At 57.9% G+C, this 23,830-nt stretch carries 24 protein-coding genes; 12 read left to right on the forward strand and 12 right to left on the reverse strand.

Going from position 1 to position 23,830, the window contains the following annotated elements; translation table 11 throughout:
- The first annotated feature begins 53 nt into the window (after positions 1–53).
- The 5 genes from PhaeoP97_RS11665 (at position 54) to PhaeoP97_RS11685 (ending at position 4,018) form a co-directional block, all read left to right on the forward strand.
- A complete protein-coding gene (locus PhaeoP97_RS11665; protein WP_072505193.1) occupies positions 54–929 on the forward strand; it encodes a TIGR01459 family HAD-type hydrolase in 876 nt (291 codons plus the stop codon).
- A gap of 146 nt (positions 930–1,075) precedes the next feature.
- The gene (locus tag PhaeoP97_RS11670) at positions 1,076–1,519 is read left to right on the forward strand and encodes a MaoC family dehydratase (protein WP_072505194.1); all 444 of its coding nucleotides are present in this window, start codon (positions 1,076–1,078) and stop codon (positions 1,517–1,519) included.
- Between the two features lie 64 nt (positions 1,520–1,583).
- Positions 1,584–2,516, forward strand: a complete 933-nt coding sequence (locus PhaeoP97_RS11675; RefSeq protein ID WP_072505195.1) for a bifunctional riboflavin kinase/FAD synthetase — start codon at positions 1,584–1,586, stop codon at positions 2,514–2,516.
- Positions 2,513–2,983 (forward strand): YcgN family cysteine cluster protein, encoded by a 471-nt coding sequence (locus tag PhaeoP97_RS11680; protein ID WP_072505196.1) that lies wholly within the window; start codon positions 2,513–2,515, stop codon positions 2,981–2,983. Before PhaeoP97_RS11675 ends, PhaeoP97_RS11680 begins: the two co-directional genes overlap by 4 nt.
- The gene (locus tag PhaeoP97_RS11685; protein ID WP_072505197.1) at positions 2,984–4,018 is read left to right on the forward strand and encodes a threonine aldolase family protein; all 1,035 of its coding nucleotides are present in this window, start codon (positions 2,984–2,986) and stop codon (positions 4,016–4,018) included.
- Positions 4,019–4,052: 34 nt separating this feature from the next.
- Here PhaeoP97_RS11685 and PhaeoP97_RS11690 read toward each other — a convergent pair whose 3' ends face one another.
- Complete coding sequence (locus tag PhaeoP97_RS11690; RefSeq protein ID WP_072505198.1) at positions 4,053–4,922, reverse strand: LysR family transcriptional regulator; 870 nt, start codon at positions 4,920–4,922, stop codon at positions 4,053–4,055.
- Between the two features lie 92 nt (positions 4,923–5,014).
- Here PhaeoP97_RS11690 and PhaeoP97_RS11695 point away from each other — a divergent pair, with 92 nt between their 5' ends.
- A complete protein-coding gene (locus tag PhaeoP97_RS11695; RefSeq protein ID WP_072505199.1) occupies positions 5,015–5,437 on the forward strand; it encodes a hypothetical protein in 423 nt (140 codons plus the stop codon).
- Positions 5,438–5,540: 103 nt separating this feature from the next.
- Here the strand turns inward: PhaeoP97_RS11695 and PhaeoP97_RS11700 are convergent, their stop codons facing one another.
- Entirely contained in the window at positions 5,541–6,404 is an 864-nt protein-coding gene (locus tag PhaeoP97_RS11700; RefSeq protein ID WP_072505200.1) for an alpha/beta fold hydrolase, read from the reverse strand.
- 214 nt (positions 6,405–6,618) lie between these two features.
- Between PhaeoP97_RS11700 and PhaeoP97_RS11705 the strand changes: the two genes are divergently transcribed.
- Positions 6,619–7,638 (forward strand): ribose-phosphate pyrophosphokinase, encoded by a 1,020-nt coding sequence (locus PhaeoP97_RS11705; protein ID WP_072505201.1) that lies wholly within the window; start codon positions 6,619–6,621, stop codon positions 7,636–7,638.
- A gap of 143 nt (positions 7,639–7,781) precedes the next feature.
- Positions 7,782–8,174, forward strand: a complete 393-nt coding sequence (locus tag PhaeoP97_RS11710; protein WP_072505202.1) for a GFA family protein — start codon at positions 7,782–7,784, stop codon at positions 8,172–8,174.
- 41 nt (positions 8,175–8,215) lie between these two features.
- On the opposite strand, the gene PhaeoP97_RS11715 is transcribed toward PhaeoP97_RS11710, so the two are convergent.
- The 7 genes from PhaeoP97_RS11715 to PhaeoP97_RS11745 form a co-directional block, all read right to left on the reverse strand.
- The gene (locus PhaeoP97_RS11715; RefSeq protein ID WP_072505203.1) at positions 8,216–8,566 is read right to left on the reverse strand and encodes an H-type lectin domain-containing protein; all 351 of its coding nucleotides are present in this window, start codon (positions 8,564–8,566) and stop codon (positions 8,216–8,218) included.
- Positions 8,567–8,735: 169 nt separating this feature from the next.
- The gene (locus tag PhaeoP97_RS11720; RefSeq protein ID WP_072505204.1) at positions 8,736–9,149 is read right to left on the reverse strand and encodes a F0F1 ATP synthase subunit epsilon; all 414 of its coding nucleotides are present in this window, start codon (positions 9,147–9,149) and stop codon (positions 8,736–8,738) included.
- Positions 9,150–9,160: 11 nt separating this feature from the next.
- The gene (gene atpD, locus PhaeoP97_RS11725) at positions 9,161–10,585 is read right to left on the reverse strand and encodes a F0F1 ATP synthase subunit beta (protein WP_072505205.1); all 1,425 of its coding nucleotides are present in this window, start codon (positions 10,583–10,585) and stop codon (positions 9,161–9,163) included.
- Between the two features lie 20 nt (positions 10,586–10,605).
- Positions 10,606–11,487, reverse strand: coding sequence for a F0F1 ATP synthase subunit gamma (locus tag PhaeoP97_RS11730; protein ID WP_072505206.1), 882 nt, complete (start codon positions 11,485–11,487; stop codon positions 10,606–10,608).
- Positions 11,488–11,502: 15 nt separating this feature from the next.
- Positions 11,503–13,044 (reverse strand): F0F1 ATP synthase subunit alpha, encoded by a 1,542-nt coding sequence (gene atpA, locus PhaeoP97_RS11735; protein WP_072505207.1) that lies wholly within the window; start codon positions 13,042–13,044, stop codon positions 11,503–11,505.
- Positions 13,045–13,605 (reverse strand): F0F1 ATP synthase subunit delta, encoded by a 561-nt coding sequence (locus PhaeoP97_RS11740; protein WP_072506456.1) that lies wholly within the window; start codon positions 13,603–13,605, stop codon positions 13,045–13,047.
- A 539-nt stretch (positions 13,606–14,144) separates the two neighbouring features.
- The gene (locus tag PhaeoP97_RS11745) at positions 14,145–14,891 is read right to left on the reverse strand and encodes a class I SAM-dependent methyltransferase (RefSeq protein ID WP_072505208.1); all 747 of its coding nucleotides are present in this window, start codon (positions 14,889–14,891) and stop codon (positions 14,145–14,147) included.
- A gap of 65 nt (positions 14,892–14,956) precedes the next feature.
- Between PhaeoP97_RS11745 and gloB the strand changes: the two genes are divergently transcribed.
- The 4 genes from gloB to PhaeoP97_RS11765 all read left to right on the forward strand — a co-directional run bounded on the left by gloB (position 14,957) and on the right by PhaeoP97_RS11765 (position 20,009).
- Complete coding sequence (gene gloB / locus PhaeoP97_RS11750) at positions 14,957–15,730, forward strand: hydroxyacylglutathione hydrolase (protein ID WP_072505209.1); 774 nt, start codon at positions 14,957–14,959, stop codon at positions 15,728–15,730.
- Between the two features lie 182 nt (positions 15,731–15,912).
- Complete coding sequence (clpA, locus tag PhaeoP97_RS11755) at positions 15,913–18,234, forward strand: ATP-dependent Clp protease ATP-binding subunit ClpA (protein WP_072505210.1); 2,322 nt, start codon at positions 15,913–15,915, stop codon at positions 18,232–18,234.
- A 4-nt stretch (positions 18,235–18,238) separates the two neighbouring features.
- The gene (locus PhaeoP97_RS11760; RefSeq protein WP_072505211.1) at positions 18,239–19,204 is read left to right on the forward strand and encodes a M23 family metallopeptidase; all 966 of its coding nucleotides are present in this window, start codon (positions 18,239–18,241) and stop codon (positions 19,202–19,204) included.
- Positions 19,205–19,421: 217 nt separating this feature from the next.
- Positions 19,422–20,009 (forward strand): DUF2087 domain-containing protein, encoded by a 588-nt coding sequence (locus PhaeoP97_RS11765; protein ID WP_072505212.1) that lies wholly within the window; start codon positions 19,422–19,424, stop codon positions 20,007–20,009.
- Positions 20,010–20,029: 20 nt separating this feature from the next.
- Here PhaeoP97_RS11765 and PhaeoP97_RS11770 read toward each other — a convergent pair whose 3' ends face one another.
- From PhaeoP97_RS11770 to PhaeoP97_RS11780, 3 genes are all read right to left on the reverse strand, one after another.
- Positions 20,030–21,997 (reverse strand): peptidoglycan -binding protein, encoded by a 1,968-nt coding sequence (locus PhaeoP97_RS11770; RefSeq protein WP_072505213.1) that lies wholly within the window; start codon positions 21,995–21,997, stop codon positions 20,030–20,032.
- Positions 21,998–22,000: 3 nt separating this feature from the next.
- Positions 22,001–23,182: a biopolymer transporter ExbB gene (locus PhaeoP97_RS11775; protein ID WP_072505214.1), complete on the reverse strand. Its 1,182-nt coding sequence runs from the start codon at positions 23,180–23,182 to the stop codon at positions 22,001–22,003.
- A 78-nt stretch (positions 23,183–23,260) separates the two neighbouring features.
- Complete coding sequence (locus PhaeoP97_RS11780; RefSeq protein WP_072505215.1) at positions 23,261–23,791, reverse strand: gamma-glutamylcyclotransferase; 531 nt, start codon at positions 23,789–23,791, stop codon at positions 23,261–23,263.
- Between the last annotated feature and the right edge of the window lie 39 nt (positions 23,792–23,830).

The raw sequence follows: 23,830 nt of genomic DNA on the forward strand, positions 1-23,830 counted from the left end.
CACCGGCTCTGGCATAGCTTGGGCAACCGAAATCCTATGCGAAAGACCAGCCCATGACCCAGATCATTTCATCCCTCGCAGAGGTCTCAAATCAGTACAAAGCCCTGTTCGTTGATTTGTGGGGCTGCGTCCACAATGGCATCACTGCCTATCCCGAAGCCGTCTCTGCCCTACAGGAGTATCGCGCAACGGGTGGCATTGTCGTGCTGCTGACCAATTCCCCCAAGCCACGCGCCGGGGTTGCTGACCAGTTGGGTGATTTTGGTGTGCCAACCGATGCCTATGACACAATCGCCACTTCTGGCGACTCTGCGCGGGCCGCAATGTTCAGCGGCGCTGTCGGGCGCAAGGTCTACTTCATAGGAGAATGGGAGCGCGACGCCGGGTTCTTTGAACCGCTCAAGATGATCCAAGACCCGCTTAATATTACTCGCGTCCCTCTTAAGGAAGCCGAGGGCATCGTCTGCTGTGGGCCTTTTGACACGATGGCCGATCCGGATGTGAACCGGCCGGATTTTCTGTACGCTAAGCAGATGGGGCTGAAACTGCTCTGCGCAAACCCCGATATTGTCGTCGACCGGGGCGAAACCCGTGAATGGTGTGCCGGTGCGCTGGCGCGACTTTACACTGAGATGGGCGGAGAGAGTCTCTATTTTGGCAAACCGCATCCGCCGATCTATGATCTTGCACGGCGCCGTCTGGCAGAACTGGGCCAGGACATCGCCGACCGCGACATTCTGGCGATTGGCGATGGCCCCCATACGGATATCTCCGGTGCCATGGGCGAGGGTCTGGACTCACTCTTCATCACAGGTGGACTTGCAGCAAAAGAGACGAAAACGGCTCTCCAACCGGACGAAAGCGCGCTAAACATCTATCTTGAAAAGGAAAAATCGACGCCAACCTATGCTATCGGCAAATTGCGGTAACACAGAAAAGGCTTGCTTTTCTGCGATTGCGAAGTAATAAAGTTGCCGTAACAAGTTATGATTTGTCCGATTATTTCCTCGCCGCGCGCTTCTTGGCCAGTGGCGGGAAGCATTCACTGCAAGTCAATGGCAACTGGGAGAGGCACATGTTGGACAATTTTCCACGCGGCACCATCTGCATCGAAGACATCGAGATGGGGATGGTGCGCTACCTTCGCAAAGTGGTGACGGACAAGGACATCGAGATGTTCGCCGAGGTCTCAACCGACCACAATCCAGTGCATCTGGATGAGGATTACGCTCGGGACACCATGTTTCAGGGGCGCATCGCCCATGGGATGCTGACAGCCGGGCTGATCTCTGCGGTGATCGGCGAACAGCTGCCCGGCCATGGCACGATATACATGAGCCAGTCGCTGAAATTCCTAGCCCCTGTGCGTCCCGGCGATCTGGTCCTGGCCGAGGTCGAAGTCACTGGTATTGAAATCGACAAACGCCGGGTCAGACTGGACTGCCGTTGCATGGTGGATGGCAAGAAGGTTCTTGTTGGCGAGGCAACGGTCATGGCCCCCTCGCGCAAGTTCGACTGAGCATCTGACGCCAAGCCTTGGCATGGCTCTTGCAAGCGCGCCCCGGCGCGGCTAGGCAGTGGCCATGCGCATTATCCGTGACTTTCAATTCGTAGATCCAAACGATCGTGGGGCCTCAGTCGCCATCGGCAATTTCGATGGGGTCCACCGCGGCCATCAATCGGTGATCGATCTGGCCCGAGATGCAATGCCTGATGCGCCCTTGGGTGTCATGACCTTTGAGCCACATCCACGGGAATTCTTTGCCCCTGACGCCCCGCCCTTCCGGCTGATGTCAGCGGAAGCGCGCGCTTCGCGGCTGGAAAAATTGGGAGTCGAACAGCTCTACCAGCTGAACTTCAACGCAGCATTGTCCGGGCTTCCGCCCGAGGGATTTGCCCGTAAGGTGATCGCCGATGGTCTGGGTCTGCGCCATGTTGTTGTGGGTTCCGATTTCTGCTTTGGCAAAGGACGGGCCGGCACTGCAGAAGATCTGCGCCGCTTTGGCGCTGAAATGGGATTTGGCGTGACCATCGCACCGCTGATGGAATATTCAGAGGACACCGTGTCTTCTACCGCAATCCGCAGCGCGCTTAGCGACGGTCGTCCGCGCGACGCGGCAAATATGCTCGGCCATTGGCATCGGATCGAAGGCGAGGTCATCGGTGGCGAACAGCGAGGTCGCGAGTTGGGCTATCCCACTGCAAACATGTCCATCGACGGGCTGCATCAACCTGCGTTTGGTGTCTATGCGGTGCTGGTGGACATATTGGATGGCCCACATCAGGGCAGCTACCAAGGCGCGGCCTCCATAGGGGTCCGCCCGATGTTTGACGGCAGCCACCCCAATATCGAGACCTTCCTGTTTGATTTCACCGGCAATCTCTACGGCGCGACGTTGTCGGTTGGGCTCGTCGAGTACCTGCGCCCGGAACTGAAATTTGACGGGCTGGACGGGCTGCTGGAACAGATGGATACCGATTGCAACCAAGCCCGCAGTATTCTGGGTGCGCTATGAGCGATGGGATCAATCGCAATGGGTTGGCCAATCGGTTCTGGGACAAGAAACCCCTGACCAAGCTGAGCAATCGCGAGTGGGAAGCGCTCTGTGACGGCTGTGGCAAATGCTGCCTCAACAAGCTGGAAGACGAGGATAGCGGCGAGGTTGCCCTCACCCGTGTTGCCTGCCGCCTTCTGGATGATGCCACCTGCCGCTGTGCCCACTACGAGAACCGCCATCAATTTGTGCCAGAATGTATTGTGCTGAAGCCGGACAATCTGGACACGCACGCCTATTGGATGCCGCAGACCTGCGCCTATCGGCTGTTGTGGGAAGGAAAGCCCCTGCCCGACTGGCACCCGTTAATCACCGGTGATCCTGCTAGCGTGCATACTGCTGGCGTCTCGGTGCGTGGTTGGACAGTATCGGAATTCGACACGCCCGAAGAAGAATGGGAAGAGCATATTATCGAGGAGCCGCTTTAAATGCATTTTGCCTCTGACAACTCCGGCCCGGCCAATCCTGAAATCCTCGCGGCCCTTGCGGCGGCGAATACAGGCTATGCCATGGGTTATGGTGCGGATCTTGAAATGGCAAAGGTCACCGCCCGCATTCGCGAGATCTTTGAAGCACCGGAAGCCGCGGTCTATCTGGTCGCCACGGGCACCGCGGCCAATGTGCTGGCGCTGTCAACACTGTCGCAACCGTGGCAGACACTGTTTTGCAGCGCCCCCGCCCATATCAATATGGACGAATGCAACGCGCCGGAGTTCTACACCGGCGGCGCAAAGCTGACACTGGTCACCGGCAACGACAAAATGACCCCGGATGATCTGCGCGCGGCAGTCGAGGGCGAGGAAACCCGTGGTGTGCACGGTCCCCAGCGCGGCCCGGTGTCGATCACCCAGGTTACGGAATTCGGCACGATCTATTCGCTGGACGAACTCCGCGCGCTTTGTGACGTGGCAAAATCCTACGGGCTGCCTGTTCATCTGGATGGAGCCCGCTTTACCAATGCCATGGTTTCGCTCGCCTGCACTCCGGCGGAGATGACCTGGAAGGCTGGCGTGGATGCGGTGTCCTTTGGCGGCACAAAAAATGGCTGCTTGGGGGTTGAGGCGGTGATCTTCTTTGATCCGGCCAAGGCACAGGAATTTGAGTACCGCCGCAAACGTGGCGCGCATCTGTTCTCTAAACACCGGTACCTGTCGGCGCAGATGTTCGCCTATCTCAGTGATGATCTCTGGCTGAGCAATGCCCGCACAGCCAATGCCAAAGCCGCACGTCTGGCCGAGGGGTTGCACAGTGCGGGGGCCACGTTCAGTCATACGCCACAGGCAAATATGATCTTTGCAGCGCTGCCCCGAGCCACCCATCAGAAGCTGTTTGATGCGGGCGCGATCTACCATCTTTGGGATGGCGGCCTTGAGGGACCGCCTGAAGAAGAAATCACAGCACGGTTTGTCTGTGACTGGTCGATCAGCAACGATGAGATCGACGCCTTTGTGGCGCTAATCTAAGCACATCGTGAGTGCACTGCGGCCCGTGTCGCCGTTAAAAGGCACCGGCCGCAACGGGCGCGGTGGTGAGTATCGTATCTCGGCTCAAGAAATGCCGAGCTATACCGGCCGCAAAATCTGTTTTGCGAAAGCCCACACCAACGATCCGCGTCACAGAGTCGATACCCGCCACATCCCGCAAAATGACACCACGGTGGACGTCAGCATGTGACATTGGCATCAGCGCGATGCCCAAACCCGCCGCCACCAAATCCATCAGCTGCGCATCATGTGTGGCGCTTGCAGCCACAATCATTCCTGCGGGAGCATCGGCCCGTTGCAGCCCAGTCAGGAATTGATCGGCGCTGGGGCAATAGGGGCGTGCGATGATCGCCTGCCCGGCCAGATCCGCGAGCGTCAACGACCCCGCTGCAAGTAGCGCGTGCCCCTGTGGCAGACCCACGCCGTAACGGTCTTGCCAAAGCGGATTAAACCCGCAACCACGTGGCAGGCAGCCTTTGTCACAGAACAGCAGATCGGCCTGCGTTAGATCATCGGTAAACTGGAACTGTACTCTTGCCTCGGCCATTCGGATCCGCGCCAGCCCCGCATCAAAGGGCGCCATAAACACGTCAGGGGCGCAATAAACCCGCGCGATCTGTGTCACATGCCCCTTCAACCGCGCCTCTAGCCGGTTGACCTGTGCCAACACCCCTCCGGCTTGCTGATACAATTCCTGCCCCAGTGGCGTGGGTGTCAGCCCATCGCGACTGCGCCGAAACAGAACACCACCATAATGCCCCTCCAGCCGCGCAATAGCAGCCGAAACAGAGGGTTGGCGTACATCGCAGGCGCGCGCAGCAGCACTGAAGGTACCCAATTCGTAGGCAGCTCGAAAGTAGCGAAGAGGTGTAAGATCATCCATAGCTGATAACTATACTAGAAATAGGTACTACAGCAATTCCCTATATTTCTTGTTTCTGTAATCTTCGGCTCATAATCCAATAGGAGAAAGCTATGACTGCGTCCAACCTTGCCACCGTGACCGATACCCAACCTGTAATTGAGCAACTGCTGCGATTGTTTGAAGCCGGCGATCCCGCGCTGATGGGGCTCATTGCAGCTGACATCGACTTTCGCATCGACCATTACCGCGACAGCGCCGGTGTCGACATCAGCTGGCAACAGGCCACGGACATCGAAGGCTTTGGGGTGATCCTGTCACGGCTTGGGCCGGAGGTGTTTCCACAGGGCACCAAAATCGTCGGGCTAAACTCACAGGATCTGGGCGATGGCTGGTACAACACCCGCTTTCATCAACGCTATCACTACGCGGTGCGTGACCGCATGGTGGAAAGCGTCACCTTCATCTTGTCGCATCAGGCGGATGGCAAAATTGACTATTTTCGCGAAACCGTCACCACGGTGAACGATATCTGATCCCACGATCTCGCCCCAGGACCCTCAAAAACGCAAAGCCGAGGCGCAGTGCCGCCTCGGCTTTCTATGGTCAGACAGCCCCGCGAGGGACATGATGGCTAGCTTAGACCTCAGCTGGTGCCGGTACGACCTCCGGCCAGAACCCCTGCAGCAGCGCGGCGGTTTCAGCAGGATGGGTGATCGGCAGCATATGTCCGGCGCTGTCAATTCGGCGGCAAGTCACATCCGGCAGCCGTGCAGCCAACGCACGAATGACCTCGTGCATAATAGGTTGGCTCTTGCCGCCATCAATCAACAGACAGGGCATCGTCACGCGCGCCAGCCCCTCCGGCGTCAGCACCCCCAGCATATCCTCATAGACTTGTGTATCGCAGGCCATCACGGCTGGAAAACTGCGCACCATAGCGTCCCGGGCGCTTTCAGGCAGATCGTGCCATTTCGGATGGCCTGCCCCCCACGCCCGATTGAACAACCGTGTCGCCTGTTCAACGTCGCCAGCAAGATAGGTTTCACGCACGATCTTATGTTCGCGACGCAATTGCTCCAGCGCTTGCGGGTCAGCATTGCCGTCAGCTGTCGCCAGCGAAAAGAATACCGGCTCAACCATAACCAGCGACCGCACCAGCTCAGGCTGCATCTGCGCCATTGCAAAAGCGACAGTGGCACCAAACGAATGGCCGATCAGATCAATCGGACCGTCTTTGGCGAGGTTCTCGGCCTCAATCAGAGCCAGCCCCGCCTCGGCGTTCCGCAATTGCAGAAGGCCGTCGCCGTCCCAGTCCGGGCTACGACCATGTGATAGCATATCAAAACTGGAGAGGGTCACCTGCGGGTCAAGAACAGAGGCCAAGCCACGCCAAGCGCCTGAATGCGCCAGCGAACAATGTACGCCCAGCACGCACCTTGAGCCCTGCCCATAGCTGCGCGTGAAAACAGGTTGCGCCAGCCCTGACGCGAGTTCAGTCATCACCGCCGCCCATCGTGCGCATTGCGCCACCTTCAACCCCAATCATCCGCATCTGACCGGCACCGCAACCGCAACGGGTACCCCCAGATCTATCCCTCGCCACCATGGGCCCATTCTCCCGCATTAAATCTAGGCGCGAAGGTATGCCCATGCTAAGCGGGGTTCAACATCACGAATCTGTCACACTGCCATTGCTGCCTGGGGATATCAGCCAATGCCGACCTTGAACGAACCTAAGCTTATTGCTGGGAACGCCAATCTTCCGCTTGCCGAAACCATTACCCGCCGCATGTCGATGCACCGCGGTGTTGACCAGGGCCTCGTCGATGCCCGTGTCGAACGGTTTAACGACGGTGAGATCTTTGTCGAAGTCTACGAGAACGTTCGTGGCGAAGACATGTTCATCATTCAGCCGACATCAAATCCGGCCAACGACAACCTGATGGAACTGCTGATCATCGCCGACGCCCTGCGCCGGTCCTCAGCCCAGCGTATCACTGCTGTGATCCCCTATTTTGGCTATGCCCGACAGGATCGCCGCACCAAGGCCCGGACGCCGATTTCGGCCAAATTGGTCGCGAATATGCTGACAGGTGCAGGTATCGAACGGGTGCTGACCATGGACCTGCACGCAGCGCAGATTCAGGGCTTCTTTGATATTCCGGTGGATAATCTCTATGCCTCGCCGATCTTTGCATTGGATGTGAAGAACCAGTTCAAAGACAACATGGGCGATCTGATGGTTGTGTCGCCAGACGTCGGCGGCGTGGCCCGTGCACGCGAGCTGGCCAAGCGGATCAATGCACCGCTCTCGATCGTGGACAAACGCCGCGAAAAGGCAGGCGAAGTGGCCGAGATGACTGTGATTGGCGATGTGACCGATAAGATCTGTCTCATCATCGACGACATGTGCGACACCGCCGGCACCCTCTGCAAGGCCGCTCAGGTCCTGCTCGACAATGGCGCCAAGGAAGTCCACGCCTATATCACACACGGCGTGATGAGCGGTCCTGCAGTGGAGCGCGTCAGCAATTCGGTGATGAAGTCGCTGGTGCTGACCGATACCATTCAGCCCACCGAAGCGGTTCTCGGCGCGCCGAACATCCGCATCCTGCCGACCGCTCCCCTGTTCACTCAGGCGATCCTTAACATTTGGCACGGCACCTCGGTGTCGTCACTGTTTGAGGACAAGACTCTGGTGCCGATCTACGAGTCGCTGTCGCGCAACGGCTAAGTCCCGCGCCTACCAGCACTGAGAAATTCAACCCCACGCCCGACACCTGGTGCGTGGGGTTTTTCGTGATCCGCCCTCCTGTGTCACCGACACCGTGCATTTGCTAGGCTGTGACGACACATCGAAAAGCGGGAGAGTGCAACATGGAAGACTATCAAGGCAGCTGCCTGTGTGGTGCAATCAGGATCACCACGTCAGGCCCACCGCTGAGGGTTGGCATCTGCCACTGTCGGGACTGCCGCAAACATCACGGGGCGCTGTTCTATGCGGCGGCCATATTTCCTGCGCCCGCGGTCACTATAGATGGTATCCCAAACCAATATGCCGGGCGCCATTTCTGCCCTACGTGCGGATCCTCGATCTTTGCCCAAACTGGGGGTGAAATCGAAATCCATCTGGGTAGCCTGGACAGCACCGACGGCCTCATCCCTAGTTATGAGAGCTGGTGCTTGCGTCGTGAAGCCTGGCTACCGGATTTGCCCGGCATGATCCGCTATGAACGCGACAGACACACTACGGAAGAGGTTGATCCCTAGGCGACCAACGGCGAGGCACAGAGCGAGCGCCCCCATACTCATTACGGGATGTCCCAGTCGTCCGCATAAGACAACGTGCCAATCGCCAGCCAAGCGGCGCGGATACGGGCAATACGGCTATCATTCCAGGTCCGAAACACCACCTCGAATCCCTCGACAGTGATATTTTCTGCGACCAACTCAGCACGGAGAGCGGCCCCGGAATCGATATCCATCAGAGAGCTGGACACATGGACCGCCGGCAGCGCTGCAAAGGATTCAGAAAACCGGACCGCGCGACGACGTTCACGTGGCCCGGCACCGGTCCACATGTTGCCGCCGTTTTCAAACTCCGAGAAGATTTCAATGTCACCCTGATCAATCCCCAGACGGGGGCTTTGTAGCCGCTTCATGCTGTTCGTCACATCCGTCGGGATGCCCCTGCCCTATCCGTTGCACTCACCTGTCGGGGCTGGTTCGCGCCGATCAGCAACAACTATCCTGCCTCCTTGACAGGATGTCAAAAAGCAAAACCGGCCCACAAGGGGCCGGTTTCAGGAACTCAAGCAAATCTCTGAAAAATCAAAGGCTCATATGGGTGCCCAGGGCTTCCATATCGGCCAGTAGCTTGGCTGCGTCTTCAACCAGACCATGTGGTTGATCAGTTTCCTGCACGGTCTTGTAGGTTGTGCGGGCTTCTTCAATCAGCTCGTCCAGATGCGCGCGTGTCAGCTGGTCCATTGGAATTGCCTTTTCAGCAAGGACAGACAGACCGTCAGTGCCAATCTCAGCAAAGCCACCAGTGACCAGATATTCCGATGTGCCTTGCGGGCCTTCGGCCCGCAGGACACCCGGACGCAACGTCGTGATGGTCGGCGCATGATTGGCCATAGCCGTCATGTCACCTTCCGCGCCGGGGATCATTACCGCGGTCACCGGGAGCGACGCCAGGCGGCGCTCCGGGCTTACGAGGTCGAATTGCATCGTCTCAGCCATCAGGGCCCTCCTTAGGCCGCGTCAGCAGCCATTTTCTCGGCTTTTTCAATCACCTCTTCGATGCCGCCAACCATGTAGAAGGCGCCTTCGGGCAGGTGATCGTATTCGCCAGCCACAACAGCTTTGAACGACTTGACTGTATCCTCAAGCGGAACCTGCTTGCCGTCTGCACCGGTGAAGACCTTTGCAACGTCGAACGGCTGAGAGAGGAAACGCTGGATTTTACGCGCACGGGTCACGGTCAGCTTATCCTCTTCGGACAGTTCGTCCATGCCGAGGATCGCGATGATGTCCTGCAGCGACTTATAGCGCTGAAGGATCTGCTGAACGTCAGACGCCACGGCATAGTGCTCCTCGCCAACGATGGAGGGATCCATCAGACGCGACGTGGAGTCGAGCGGGTCAACAGCCGGGTAAATACCCAGTTCCGAGATCGAACGGTTAAGAACGGTGGTCGCGTCCAGGTGGGCAAAGGTGGTTGCCGGTGCCGGGTCGGTAAGGTCATCCGCGGGAACATACACAGCCTGGATCGAGGTGATCGAGCCGTTCTTGGTCGAGGTAATACGTTCCTGCATCGCACCCATGTCGGTCGCCAGTGTCGGCTGGTAGCCCACCGCCGAAGGAATACGACCCAAGAGAGCCGACACCTCGGAACCCGCTTGAGTAAAGCGGAAGATGTTGTCAACGAAGAACAGAACGTCGGTGCCGGACTGGTCACGGAACTGTTCCGCCAGGGTCAGACCGGTCAGAGCAACACGGGCACGCGCACCCGGAGGCTCGTTCATCTGGCCATAGACCAGGGCCACCTGAGATTCTTCCAGGTTATCGGGCTTGATAACGTTGGATTCGATCATCTCGTGGTAAAGGTCGTTGCCCTCACGGGTCCGCTCACCAACACCGGCGAACACGGAGAAGCCCGAGTGCACTTTTGCGATGTTGTTGATCAGTTCCATGATGAGAACGGTTTTACCAACGCCGGCACCGCCGAACAGACCAATTTTACCACCCTTGGCGTAGGGAGCCAAAAGGTCGATCACCTTGATGCCGGTGACCAGCACTTCGGATTCGGTGGACTGATCGCTGAATTCGGGGGCAGGCTGGTGGATAGCGCGGGTTTCCGCGGCGTTCACCGGGCCCTGCTCGTCCACGGGCTCGCCCACGACGTTCAGAATACGGCCCAGCGTCGCGTTGCCGACGGGGATCGAGATTGGTGCGCCGGTGTCGGCTACGGCCTGACCGCGAACCAGACCTTCGGTCGCGTCCATCGCGATGGTACGGACAGTGTTTTCACCCAGGTGCTGGGCAACTTCCAGAACCAGTGTCTTGCCATTGTTGTCGGTGGTCAGCGCGTTCAAGATCGCCGGCAGGTGGCCGTCGAATTGCACGTCCACAACGGCGCCGATGATCTGGGTCACCTTGCCTTTTGCATTTGCCATGTTTCGTCTCCGGTTTTCTTTTAGAGCGCCTCAGCGCCCGAAATAATTTCAATCAGCTCGTTGGTGATCACGGCCTGACGCGAGCGGTTGAACTCGATGGTCAGTTTGTCGATCATCTCACCCGCATTGCGAGTGGCGTTGTCCATCGCGCTCATCCGGGCACCTTGTTCGGACGCCCCGTTTTCCAGCAACGCTGCAAAGATCTGTGTCGCAACGCCGCGCGGCAGCAGATCGGCCAGAATGGCCTCTTCGCTGGGCTCGTAGTCATAAACGGCAGAGCTGGTTGCAGCTTCGTCTTCATTGGTCTCGAACGACGCCGGAATCACCTGCTGCGCTGTCGGCACCTGGGTTACAACGTTCACGAATTTCGCATAGAAGAGCGTGGCTACGTCGAATTCGCCGGTGTCAAAGCGGGACAGAACATCCTTGGCGATGTCTTGCGCATTGACATAGCCAAGGCGCTTAACTTCGCTCAGATCCACGTGACCGACAAAATACTGACCGAGGTCGCGCTTCATGGCGTCCCGGCCTTTTTTGCCGACGGTCAGGATCTTGACAGTCTTGCCTGCCGCCAAAAGTTCTTTGACCTTCAGGCGTGCCAGCTTGGCGATGTTCGAGTTGAAGCCGCCGCACAAACCACGTTCCGCGGTAAGTACGACCAGAAGCTGCACCTGATCGCTGCCAGTGCCCGCAAGGAGCTTCGGCGCAGTGTCGCTCTGGCCGACAGACGCCGCAAGCCCGGACATCACGGCATTGAACCGTTCAGCATAGGGGCGTGCGTCTTCGGCAGCTTCCTGGGCGCGGCGAAGTTTCGCCGCGGCCACCATTTGCATGGCTTTTGTGATCTTCCGAGTGTTCTTCACACTCTGGATCCGGTTTTTTAAGTCCTTGAGAGAAGGCATGTGCTGTCTCTCTCCTTATGCGAAGTCTGCGGCAAATTCGTCCAGCACTGCCTTCATCTTCTCAACCGGCTCGCCCTTTTTGAATTTAGGGTCTGCGTCGGTGATCCACTGCAGGAAGTCGGCCTTCTTGGTGCGCAGGAAGTTCAGCAGTTCAGCTTCAAAACGGCCAACTTGCTTCAGGTCTACTTTATCGAGGTAACCATTGGTGCCCGCATAGATGATGCAGACAATCTCAGAGTTGGTCAGCGGCGAATACTGCGGCTGTTTCATCAGCTCGGTCAGACGCGCACCACGGGCCAGCAGCTGCTGGGTGGCTGTATCCAGGTCGGAACCGAACTGAGCGAAGGCTGCCATTTCGCGGTACTGCGCGAGGGACAGTTTCACGGGACCCGCAACAGAGGACATCGCATCTGTTTGCGCCGAGGAGCCAACACGCGAAACCGACAGGCCAGTGTTCACAGCGGGGCGGATGCCCTGATAGAACAGTTCGGTTTCAAGGAAGATCTGACCGTCGGTGATCGAGATCACGTTGGTCGGAATAAACGCAGACACGTCACCGCCTTGGGTTTCAATGATCGGCAGAGCAGTCAGCGAACCGGAACCGAAGTCTTCGTTCAGTTTGGCTGAACGTTCCAGCAGACGGGAGTGCAGATAGAAAACGTCACCAGGATAAGCTTCGCGGCCCGGTGGGCGACGCAGAAGCAGGGACATCTGACGATAGGCCACAGCCTGTTTGGAAAGGTCATCATAGATGATCAGCGCGTGCTTGCCGCTGTCGCGGAAGTATTCGGCCATTGCGGTCGCAGCGTAAGGTGCCAGGAACTGCATCGGAGCCGGTTCAGACGCGGTTGCAGCAACCACGATGGAATATGCCATTGCACCGGTTTCTTCCAGCTTCTTCACCAGCTGGGCTACGGTCGAGCGCTTCTGGCCGATCGCAACATAGACACAGTACAGTTTTTTGGATTCATCATCACCAGCGGCGTCGTTGTAGACTTTCTGGTTCAGGATGGCGTCCAGAGCAACGGCTGTTTTACCGGTCTGACGGTCGCCAATGATCAGCTCTCGCTGGCCACGGCCAATCGGGATCATCGCGTCAACGGACTTGAGGCCGGTTGCCATCGGTTCATGAACCGATTTACGCGGGATAATGCCGGGGGCTTTTACATCCGCAACCTTGCGTTCCTTGGCATTGATCGGACCTTTGCCATCCAGCGGGTTGCCCAGACCATCAACAACGCGGCCCAGCAGCTCGGGGCCGGCGGGAACGTCCACGATGGAGTTGGTGCGCTTGACGGTGTCACCTTCTTTGATGTCACGGTCAGAGCCGAAAATCACGATGCCGACGTTGTCGGCTTCGAGGTTCAGCGCCATGCCCATGATGCCGCCGGGGAATTCGACCATCTCACCGGCCTGGACATTGTCGAGACCGTAGACGCGGGCAATACCGTCACCAACGGACAGCACGCGGCCAATTTCTGCCACCTCAGCTTCTTGACCAAAATTCTTGATCTGGTCTTTCAGGATCGCAGAAATTTCTGCTGCTTGGATACCCATTTATCCGACCTCTTTCATTGCGTTCTGTAGGGAGTTGAGCTTGGAGCGGATCGAGTTGTCGATCATCTTGGAGCCCACTTTAACAACAAGACCGCCAATGATGCTCTCATCGACGGTTGCATTGATCACGACCTTTTTCCCGGTGCGCTCGGCCAGTGTCTTGGCCAGCTTTTCGCTCTGGGTCTTGGTCAGCGCCTTGGCCGATGTGACATCGGCGGTTATCTCACCACGGGTTTCGGCCAGGCGTGCGCGCAGGGCGTCAAGCAACGCAGGCACCACAAACAGGCGGCGCTTTTCGGCCATCAGCGTCAATGCATTGGCGAGAACCGGGGCCAGGCCCATTTTCTTGCTGACAGCAGTGATCGCGGCCCCCTGCTCCTGACGCGACACCAATGGCGACGTGATCAGGGAGCGGAGATCTTCACTATCCGCCAGAGCGGCGGACAGATCGTTGATGCTGGTTTCAAGGCTATCAAGCGCCTTGCTCTCTTCGGCGATCTCAAAGATCGCGGTGGCATAGCGCGCGGCAATGCCTGCAGAGATCGAAGCTGGTTCGGACACGTCCACCCTTCCGATATTGGCCCCGGTTGGCTTACCTTATGTTAGGAGGCGTCCGGGGGCGTGAGGTCTCCCCACAATTTGGTGGGGCGTCAAAATCAGCGTGGATGTAGCAGAGCGTTGGCAACCTATCAACTGCCTTGGATCGCAAGCCCAAAAAGGAAGTATCAAGCGTTTTCAATTGTTTAAGCGATAACCTGCCTGGAACCTTCAGAACATGCGTCAAAAAAACCAACTTTAGAGGTCAATTTTGCGATTCCAAATCAGCGAAATTTGCAGTTTGGAGCGGGAAAATCCTCAAAACTGTCGAATATGGGCTGCGAAAGCGCGATTTTGGGCACTCACAGGGAATCAAGCCCAAGTTCAAGGCCAACCTCTTCACCCGACATCACGTTACAAGGCAGTCGAAGTTTAAGAACCGCCTATTTTGCGCTCTGTGTCCAGTCCGTTGGGCATGCTACGCAGCGACGTAGTTAGCAGCTATACCGCCACCCATACAAGGATGCACAAATATGGGCGGCAGGGGTCCTGTTTGACCTACGTCACACAGGCTCCGGCATCGGATTTGACAGCCCCTCCAACACGCGGATCGGGTTGGGCGGGCGCAAGCGCATCATCTCGCCCTTTTGCGGATGGGTCTGCTTGCTGACCTCTACCAAAAACACGCCGCCGCCCAGCATCGCCGGTAGCCGGTCCCCCAGTCGTTCAAACAGCCGTCCCGATTTCAGCCAGAAACGCCGCTGACTCGGCGGCAGATAGAGCGCTGCAGAATGCCGCACAACGGTGAACTGATGCAACCGCAGCTGATTTTCCACCTGGCTCAACGTGTAGGGCCGTCCAAATCCAAACGGGGTCACGTCCGACCGCGCCCAAAGCCCAGCGCGGTTGGGCACCACAAAAACCGCACGCCCCCCCGGCCCCAGCACCCGCCAGCACTCCTCCAGCAGATGGGACGGGCGATCAGACGTCTCCAGACCGTGCAAAAGTACGAGCCGGTCCACATGCCCGGTCTCAATAGGCCAGGCCGTTTCCTCGCACAGGACCGAGACATTGGGCATTCCGGCCGGCCATTGCATCACCCCCTGCGGGCCCGGCATCAGCGCAATCACGCGGCGCGCGTCTGGCAGATAGGGGCGCAACAAAGGTGCAGCAAAGCCAAAACCGGCAACGGTTTGACCTGCGGCCTCGGGCCACAAGTCCAGCAATCGCCCACGGATTGACGCCTGCGCGGCGCGACCCAGAGTGCTGCGATAATAGAAATTCCTCAGATCCTGAACATCAAGATGCATTGCGGGCGTCCGTTGCTTGGGCCAATCTGAGGCCAGTCGCCGTCAGTTTACCCATCGAGAAGCGAATGACCATGCCCCTTGAATTTGTCACCCTGCCCTGCCTTTCAGATAACTATGCCTTTTTGCTGCACAATGCCGAAACCGGTCGCACCGCGCTTGTGGACGCGCCCGAAGCCGATGCCATCAAGACCGAGCTGGAGCGCCGTGGCTGGGGGCTGGATCAGATTCTGCTGACCCATCATCACTGGGACCATATTGATGGGGTGGCAGATCTGCGCGCGGCCTACAATCCTCAGATCATTGGTGCTAGCGCTGATGCCCACCGCCTACCGGATTTGGATGTTGCGGTCGCCGAGGGCGATACTTTTGATTGTTTGGGCGAAAATGTCGGTGTCCTTGACGTCTCAGGCCACACCGTTGGTCACATCGCCTTTCACTTTCCCAGTTCTGCAGCGGTGTTCACAGCCGACAGTCTGATGGCGCTGGGATGCGGTCGGCTGTTTGAGGGTCACCCGGATCAGATGTGGCAGAGCATGCAAAAACTGGCCGCGCTCCCCGCTGGCACCACGGTCTATTCCGGCCATGAATATACGCAGTCCAACGCCCGCTTCGCCCTGACTATAGAACCCGGCAACCCTGCCCTGCAAAACCGCGCCGCTGCGATTGACGCCGCCCGCGCCGAGGCGCGTCCGACAGTGCCGTCGCTGCTGCAAGAAGAGTTGGACACCAATCCGTTTCTACGCGCGCATCTTGACAGCGTTAAGGCCGCCCTAGGTATGGCTGACGCCCCTGCCGCCGAGGTCTTTGCCGAAATCCGGACGCGAAAGGACAGATTTTGAGCGGCTAATCCCCTCTTTCACGGCACAGTCACGATAAATGTGACAACAAATTGCAAGAAAGATCTTGAAGACGAGCACGTATCAACCAAACTCTAATACTATCAGGACATGGTTGGACTGTGGAAGGCTAGGCATCCGTCCCGCAGCCTCACCGCCAACCCAAGACCAAGAGGAGCACGCCCGTGCCTTCATTCTCGAGCACTTTGGAACAAGCCATTCACGCCGCGCTCGCGCTGGCCAACGAACGGCGTCACGAATTCGCAACCCTAGAACACCTGCTGCTCGCGCTGCTGGACGAGCCCGAAGCGGCGCGCGTCATGCGTGCCTGCAGTGTGGACCTTACTGAATTGCGTGCGACACTTGTCGAATTTGTCGATGAGGACCTCGCCAATCTGGTCACAGACATCGACGGCTCCGAAGCGGTGCCGACGGCCGCATTCCAGCGCGTGATCCAACGCGCTGCCATCCATGTTCAAAGCTCTGGCCGCACTGAGGTGACTGGTGCCAATGTTCTGGTGGCAATCTTTGCCGAACGTGAAAGCGATGCGGCCTACTTCCTACAGGATCAGGACATGACCCGCTATGACGCGGTGAATTTCATCGCCCATGGCGTTGCAAAGGATCCTGCGTTCGGCGAGGCGCGGCATGTCTCCGGTTCACCAGAAGTGGAAGACGAACCACAACCCACCACCGAGGGTGACAAGAAAGAGAGCGCGCTGGCGAAATACTGTGTTGATCTCAATGACAAATCCCGTGAGGGCGATATTGACCCGCTGATCGGGCGCAGCCACGAGGTAGAGCGTTGCATTCAGGTGCTGTGCCGCCGCCGCAAGAACAATCCGCTTTTGGTGGGTGACCCTGGTGTTGGTAAAACAGCTATCGCTGAGGGCCTTGCTCGGAAAATCGTTGCCGGTGAAACACCTGAAGTTTTGTCCAAGACCACGATCTACTCTCTCGACATGGGGGCGCTTCTTGCTGGCACCCGCTATCGTGGCGATTTTGAAGAACGACTGAAGGCCGTCGTGACCGAGTTGGAAGATCATCCTGACGCGGTGCTGTTCATTGACGAAATCCACACTGTGATTGGCGCTGGTGCCACCTCTGGCGGCGCGATGGATGCCTCCAATCTCTTGAAGCCGGCGCTTCAGGGCGGCAAGCTGCGCACCATGGGATCAACCACTTACAAGGAATTCCGTCAGCATTTTGAAAAAGACCGGGCGCTTGCGCGCAGGTTCCAGAAAATCGATGTTAACGAACCCTCTGTCGAGGATTCCATTGAGATCCTAAAAGGGCTCAAGCCATATTTCGAAGACCACCACGGCATCCGTTTTACCAGCGATGCGATCAAATCCGCGGTCGAACTTGCGGCGCGTTACATAAATGATCGCAAGCTGCCGGACAAGGCTATCGACGTGATCGACGAAGCGGGAGCCGCACAGCATCTGGTCGTCGAAAGCAAGCGTCGCAAGACCATTGGCGTCAAGGAAATCGAGGCCGTTGTTGCCAAGATTGCCCGCATCCCACCCAAAAGTGTCTCCAAGGACGACGCCGAGGTTCTGAAGGATCTGGAGCGGTCGCTGAAACGCGTGGTCTTTGGTCAGGATGCTGCAATTGATGCGCTCTCCAGCGCGATCAAACTGGCACGCGCCGGCCTGCGCGAACCGGAAAAACCGATCGGCAACTACCTCTTTGCAGGTCCCACAGGCGTCGGCAAAACCGAGGTCGCCAAGCAATTGGCCGATACTCTTGGTGTCGAATTGCTGCGCTTTGATATGTCGGAGTATATGGAGAAACACGCGGTCTCCCGTCTGATTGGTGCGCCTCCGGGCTATGTCGGTTTTGATCAGGGAGGCCTCTTGACCGATGGCGTTGATCAACACCCCCATTGTGTGCTGCTGCTGGATGAGATCGAAAAAGCCCATCCGGATGTCTTCAACATCCTGTTGCAGGTCATGGACAATGGCCAGTTGACCGACCACAACGGACGAACTGTGAATTTCCGTAACGTTGTGCTGATCATGACATCCAACGCCGGCGCGTCGGAACAGGCAAAAGCCGCCATCGGCTTTGGTCGCGACCGCCGCGAAGGCGAGGACACAGCCGCGATTGAACGCACCTTTACGCCAGAGTTCCGCAACCGTCTGGACGCGGTCATCTCCTTTGCTCCGCTGCCCAAAGAGGTCATCCTCCAGGTCGTCGAGAAGTTCGTTCTGCAACTGGAAGCCCAGCTAATGGATCGGAATGTCTCGATCGAATTGACCCGCAAAGCAGCTGAATGGCTCGCTGACAAAGGCTATGATGATCGCATGGGTGCACGCCCCTTGGGTCGCGTCATTCAAGAGTACATCAAAAAGCCGCTCGCCGAGGAATTGCTGTTCGGCAAGCTCGCCAAGGGTGGGCTGGTCAAGGTTGGCATCAAAGATGGCAAGTTGGATCTACGGATCGAAGGCCCTGCTAAGCCACGCATATCGGGAGATAAACCGCCCCTTCTCACGGCAGAGTAACCCCATGCGGCTGTTGCCTCTGGCATTGATCACCTCGCTCGCCGCACCTGTCGCGGCGAGCGAACTCGTTCTGGATTGGCCAATTGACTGCACGTTGGGAGATAGCTGTCAGATCCAGCAATACGTGGACCGTGACCCAGGTCCTGCCACTCAGGACTTCAGCTGTAGTCAACTGACCTACGATGGCCATAAAGGCACTGATATCGCCCTGCCCTATCTCAGCGACATGGTCACAGGCGTTGCTGTCCTTGCCGCCGCTGATGGCATTGTTGCAGGCAGTCGGGACGGTATGGTGGACCGCTATTCAATCGGATCGAGCGACCCGACCATCGACGGACGCGAGTGCGGAAATGGTGTTCTGTTGCGCCACGAAGACGGCTGGGAAACCCAGTATTGTCACATGAAGCGCGACTCCATTCTGGTTCGCTCCGGTGACAAGGTTACGGCGGGCACCCCATTGGGCGAGGTTGGCCTATCTGGCAACACGCAATTTCCGCACCTGCATCTTAGCGTACGCAAAGACGGCCTGACCGTGGACCCCTTCGCCCCTGATATGGGACAGAGTTGCGGATCGGATAACGCCTCACCGCTTTGGGCCGACGCAATTCCCTATCAGCCTGGCGGTTTTCTGGGTAGCGGCTTTTCAACCCAAGTTCCAAAATTTGGCGCGATCAAAGCAGGCGCTGCTGATCAGTCCCCGCTGCAAGCCGGCGCAAATGCAATTGTGTTCTGGGCCTATGCTTTCGGCAGTCGAAGTGGCGATCAGCTAAACCTGCGCATAGATGGCCCTGACGGATCCATTCTGGACCAGACCGAACTGTTGGAGAAGCAGCAAGCGCAGCTCTTTCGGGCCGCAGGCAAGCGGATCCGTGGCATTGGGCTGAAGCCGGGGCTATACACAGCAAGGGCAAGCTTGATACGCGACGGACAGCTCATCGATGATCAGCGCGCAAAAATGATCGTCGAATAAGCAACGACTTAGGTCTTGCATGGCAAGTCGTGCAAAAAACTTGGCAATCCATTCTTCCAACCTCTAAGGTGCAACCACGGTCGGCAGACACCGAGGCGTCGCTGTTCCCTGCGGGGAGAGCTAAATCTGCCAAAATTTCGAACGGTTTCCATTGCAGATGGCGCCGCGTCGTCAAGACAGCGACCAACGACCTAGACGGGCGCCGATTGGATGCAATATGACCCGAGCTCCGCTTTCCCTACAGATCGATGATCTGTCAAACTTTGCCCGTATGCTTTCGAAACAGCTTGGCACAGTAAGCCCGTCTCATCTGGCTTTGTTGAATATGCTGGCCCGAGCGGCTGGTTTTCAAAACGTCCAGCATCACCGCGCGGTTCAGGCTGCTGCGATCCGGTTGGCCCAAGGTGACACCGCGCGCGCTGCGCTCCCGCCGGTAGATCATCGTTTGATCGAACGGACATTGGCGCAGTTCGGCCGCGATGGCCGTCTACTGCGGTGGCCTTCCAAACGTTCTGTCCAGACCCTGGCGCTATTTGGTCTATGGACCCTGTTTCCAGCCAGGACAGCGCTATCGGAAACCGAGGTCAACAAAATCCTGATCGCCGAACACGTATTCAACGACCCTGCAACCCTGCGCCGAAGCATGATCTCTTGCGGACTGATGACCCGGCAGCGCGATGGCACGAACTATAAACGCATCGAACAGCAGCCAACGAACGAGGCCAAAGCGTTGATATCTCGCCTCAGCTCGCTGCGGGCGCAGCGCATAGAAAATATAGCAGCTTCAGCGCGTCACAACGGTTGAACAGAAGACTGCCCAGGCGATCAGCGTTCGGTGAATTTCAACTCAATTCGGCGATTCTGTGCACGGGCCACAGCGGTCTGGGCCGGGTTCACCGGTTGGTATTCACCGAACCCATTGGCCGCAAGCCGTTCGGGTGGTATGCTCAAGGCCTGCACCATATACCGAACGACGGATAGTGCACGTCCCTGGCTCAACTCCCAGTTATCGGCAAACTTTGGATGCCCCAGCAGTTCGGTGTCATCTGTGTGTCCATCAACGCGAATGACCCAATTTATCTCAGGTGGTATGGCTGCTGCGACGGTTTGCAGGATCGTGGCAACCTTGGCGATTTCGGCACGCCCAGCGGGCGAAAGCCGGGCACTGGCCGGGGCGAACAGTACCTCTGATGCAAAAACAAAGCGGTCCCCTTCGATCCGAACGCCGTCTTGAGCGCCAAGCACATCCCGCAGTCGGCCAAAAAATTCAGAACGATATTGCTCCAGATCCTGCGCCTTTGTGCTCAATTGTTCGGTCTCCGCCTGCAAACGTTTGCGCTCGGCTTCCTCCAGGAGACGGCGGCGACGTTCTTCGGCGGCGGCACGTGCCAAAGCAGCATTCAGATCCTGTCCCAGATTCTGCATCTGTACTGATTGCGCCACATCACGCGCCTTGTAGTCATCCAGAAGGGCCTGCAGACCGCCAAGCTGTTCGCGCAGGGCCGCGACCTGCTGATTCAAGAGCGCGGTCTGGCGCTGCGCCTCTTCTGAAATCGCTTTTTCGCTGCTCAGGCTCTCGCGGGCCTGCGCCAATAGCGCTGCGCGTTGTTCCGCCAGACTGGCCAGTTCTGCGGCTTCTGTCTCGCGGTTTTCACCAGCACTCAGGGCGGCAAGCAGTCTTTGCTGCAAAACCTCGCGGTCTGCGGCTGCGGCATTGGCCTGCTCCAGCTTGTTCAATGCCTCGAGTAATCTCTGCTCTGTATCGGCCTGCACGGTGGCTGCACGCTGCAATTCACCTTGTGTCGTGGCACTGCTGCTGCGCAGGCTTTCCAATTCAGCCCGCAACGCTGCAATCTGCGCATCTGCACCGGTCTGCGTTTCCTCCATCTGTGCCAAGACACGGGTCAATCGTTCTGCAAGAGCATCCCGTTCCAGACTTGCGGCCTTGGCCACATCCAGCGCATCAAGCACCTCTACAAGGCGCGCGTCCAATTGCGTTTTTGCGGTTTCCGCAGCGGCAAGCAATGTCAGCGTGTCCTCGGCGGCCTGCCGTTGTTCCTCTAGTGCAAGGGTCATCGCCGTCAGCTCTGCATCAGCATCTTGCAGCCTGTTGCGCAGCGCCTCGGCAGCCGCCGCTTCGGCAAGGCGATCAGCCTCGACGGTGGTCAGGTCCTGTTGCAGGTCAGAAACAATCGCCGTTGCATCAGCATTCTGCGTTTCCAGATCGGCCACCAACGCCTCAAGAGCTGTGCGTTTGGCCGCAGCAAGACGCGCCGCTTCGGTCTGGGCATCGATCTCTTCACGGCTGGCCGCAAGCGCCTGCGACAGCGTATCACGCTGTCCTTCCAACTCTGCCTGTGTAGCCTGCAACGTCTCGCGCTCTGCCGTAAGTTCGCCAATGGTCGCTTCGGCTTGCTGCTGCTGAAGCAGCAATTGCGCCAGCTGCGCTTCAAAATCGCTTATCTCGCCTCTGGCGGCGGTCAACTCGGCCTCTGCTGCATCCAATGCGCCCTGTGTCGTGCCCAATGTTGCAGACAGCGCGCCCAATCGCGCCTGCAACTGACTGTTGGCGCGTTCCTCAAGGCCCAACGCATCGGCCAGAGCCCCTACCTCATTTGCCAGGTCATCCAGCTGGCTTTCCTGGCCCGAAATCGTCTCGCGCAGAACAAACTGGACGACCATGAAGATGGTCAATAGGAACATCAGGACCAACAACAGCCCCGTCATCGCATCAACAAATCCCGGCCAGATAGAGGCCTGGAAGCGCTGTCCTGTGCGACGTGAAAGGGCCATGGCTTACTCCTCGTGGCCGCGCGGGGAGCGTCCCAACCCCTGCGGCCTCGCAAAAGCTCTGACCAGTAGGTCAATATCCTTGCGCAGCTCGGAGAGGCTTTCCTGACGGCCGGCAGAGATTTCCTCCAGGATACGCAGCATCTGTACATCAATGGACCGCAAGCGCATCCTGCTCTCGGCATCCAACCCGCTGTCGCCATGTGCGCGCATCAATTCGGTCAGCGCCTCTTGGCCGATGGCCACCCGCTCAAGCGCACGCGTAGTGCCTTCGGTTTGGTCCTGGCGGCGGTTCATGTCAGTGATTGCATCGACCAATGCCGACAGCTTTTGATCGACCTCTGCCCGCGCTTCAGAGGATTGCAAGAACATTGCCTGCAAGCCATCCATTTGCTCGGTCATCGTATCCAAGACGCCGGTGAATGCACTGTGTTCACCACTACCGCCCTCTTCTCCTGACGAGAAGCTTACGCGGGTAAAGGATGACAGCCATTCCTCCAGCTCGCGGTAGAACCGGTTCTGCCCATGACCTGCGAACAGCTCCAGCAGACCAACGATCAATGATCCGGCCAACCCCAGAAGCGAGGAAGCAAAGGCAACCCCCATGCCGCCCAACTGCGCCTCAAGCCCTGTCATCAGGCGATTAAACACTGCAATGCCTTCCTCGCCCTCTTGCGGCGCAAGGCTGCGGATGGTGTCGACGACGGCAGGAACAGTTGTGGCAAGCCCATAGAATGTGCCCAAGAGGCCAAGGAAAATTAGAAGGTTGACAATATAGCGTGTAATTTCACGCTCTTCGTCGATCCGGGTGGCGACGGAGTCCAGAATAGAGCGTGTAGAAGACGAGCCAAGCTGCATCCGCGCGCCCCGCGACCGCAGCAACGAGGCGAGCGGCGCCAGCATCGAAGGGGGGCGATCATCTTCTTTAGTGACGCCTGCCGCAAACCCTTCGATCCAGCGTACCGATCCGATGAGCTGCAGAACCTGCCAGAAACAGGCCAGCACACCGAAAACAAAAACCAGAAAGATGAAGCCGTTGAGCCATGGATTAGCCTCGAACACCGGCAGCACACGTGGAAGTGCGACAAACGCTCCGAACGCTGACAGCCCAAGCGCGATCAACATCATGATGATCTGGCGTACCGGTTGAGAAAACTGCGGCCTGCTTTCGCGGTCTGGCTGCGCCATGGTCTGTGGCTCCTGACACTTTATTGGTGTTCTTCCAGAACCAGAGCCTATAGCCAAAACCTCAAAAGAGCCAAGGCTTTATGACGCGAGATCTCGCACCCGTGCCGACAGCCAATCCAGATCTGCATCGCGCAGGCCAATCTCGGCCAGATGTTCGGCAGTATTGAAGAGATACTCAGTGTTCGGTCCCCGTCCGCCAACCGCCTCGGCGATGATCCGCGCCTGTGTCTCCAGGCTGATGCCACCGCAATATTGGTCATGATGCGGGTCGATCACATAGGTAACGGCTGTCACCTCGGTACCATTGGCCAGCTGTACAATCAGATCCCGTTCTACATAAGCCGAGGAGATCAGTTCCCGCGCGCGCAATTCTTGTAGCGTTTGTTCCTCATGGCCAGTCTCCACAGCCAGCGCGATACCAGTACAGGCAGCGCCTTCGATGGCATCCAATGCCAGCACAAGCCCGGGTTTCTCTTCGCTCCCGCGATGATGGATGGACTTCATGCAAAAGGACCGGGCATAGCCCGGCAATGTCGCAACCTCTCGCTGGGCCACCGGGAAACCCGGGTTCCACAACAACGATCCGTATCCAAATACCCACATGGTCATGACGCTGGCCCTTTTTTGATCGCGGCCTATAAACATCAA

The organism is Phaeobacter porticola, from assembly GCF_001888185.1.
GTDB lineage: Bacteria > Pseudomonadota > Alphaproteobacteria > Rhodobacterales > Rhodobacteraceae > Phaeobacter > Phaeobacter porticola.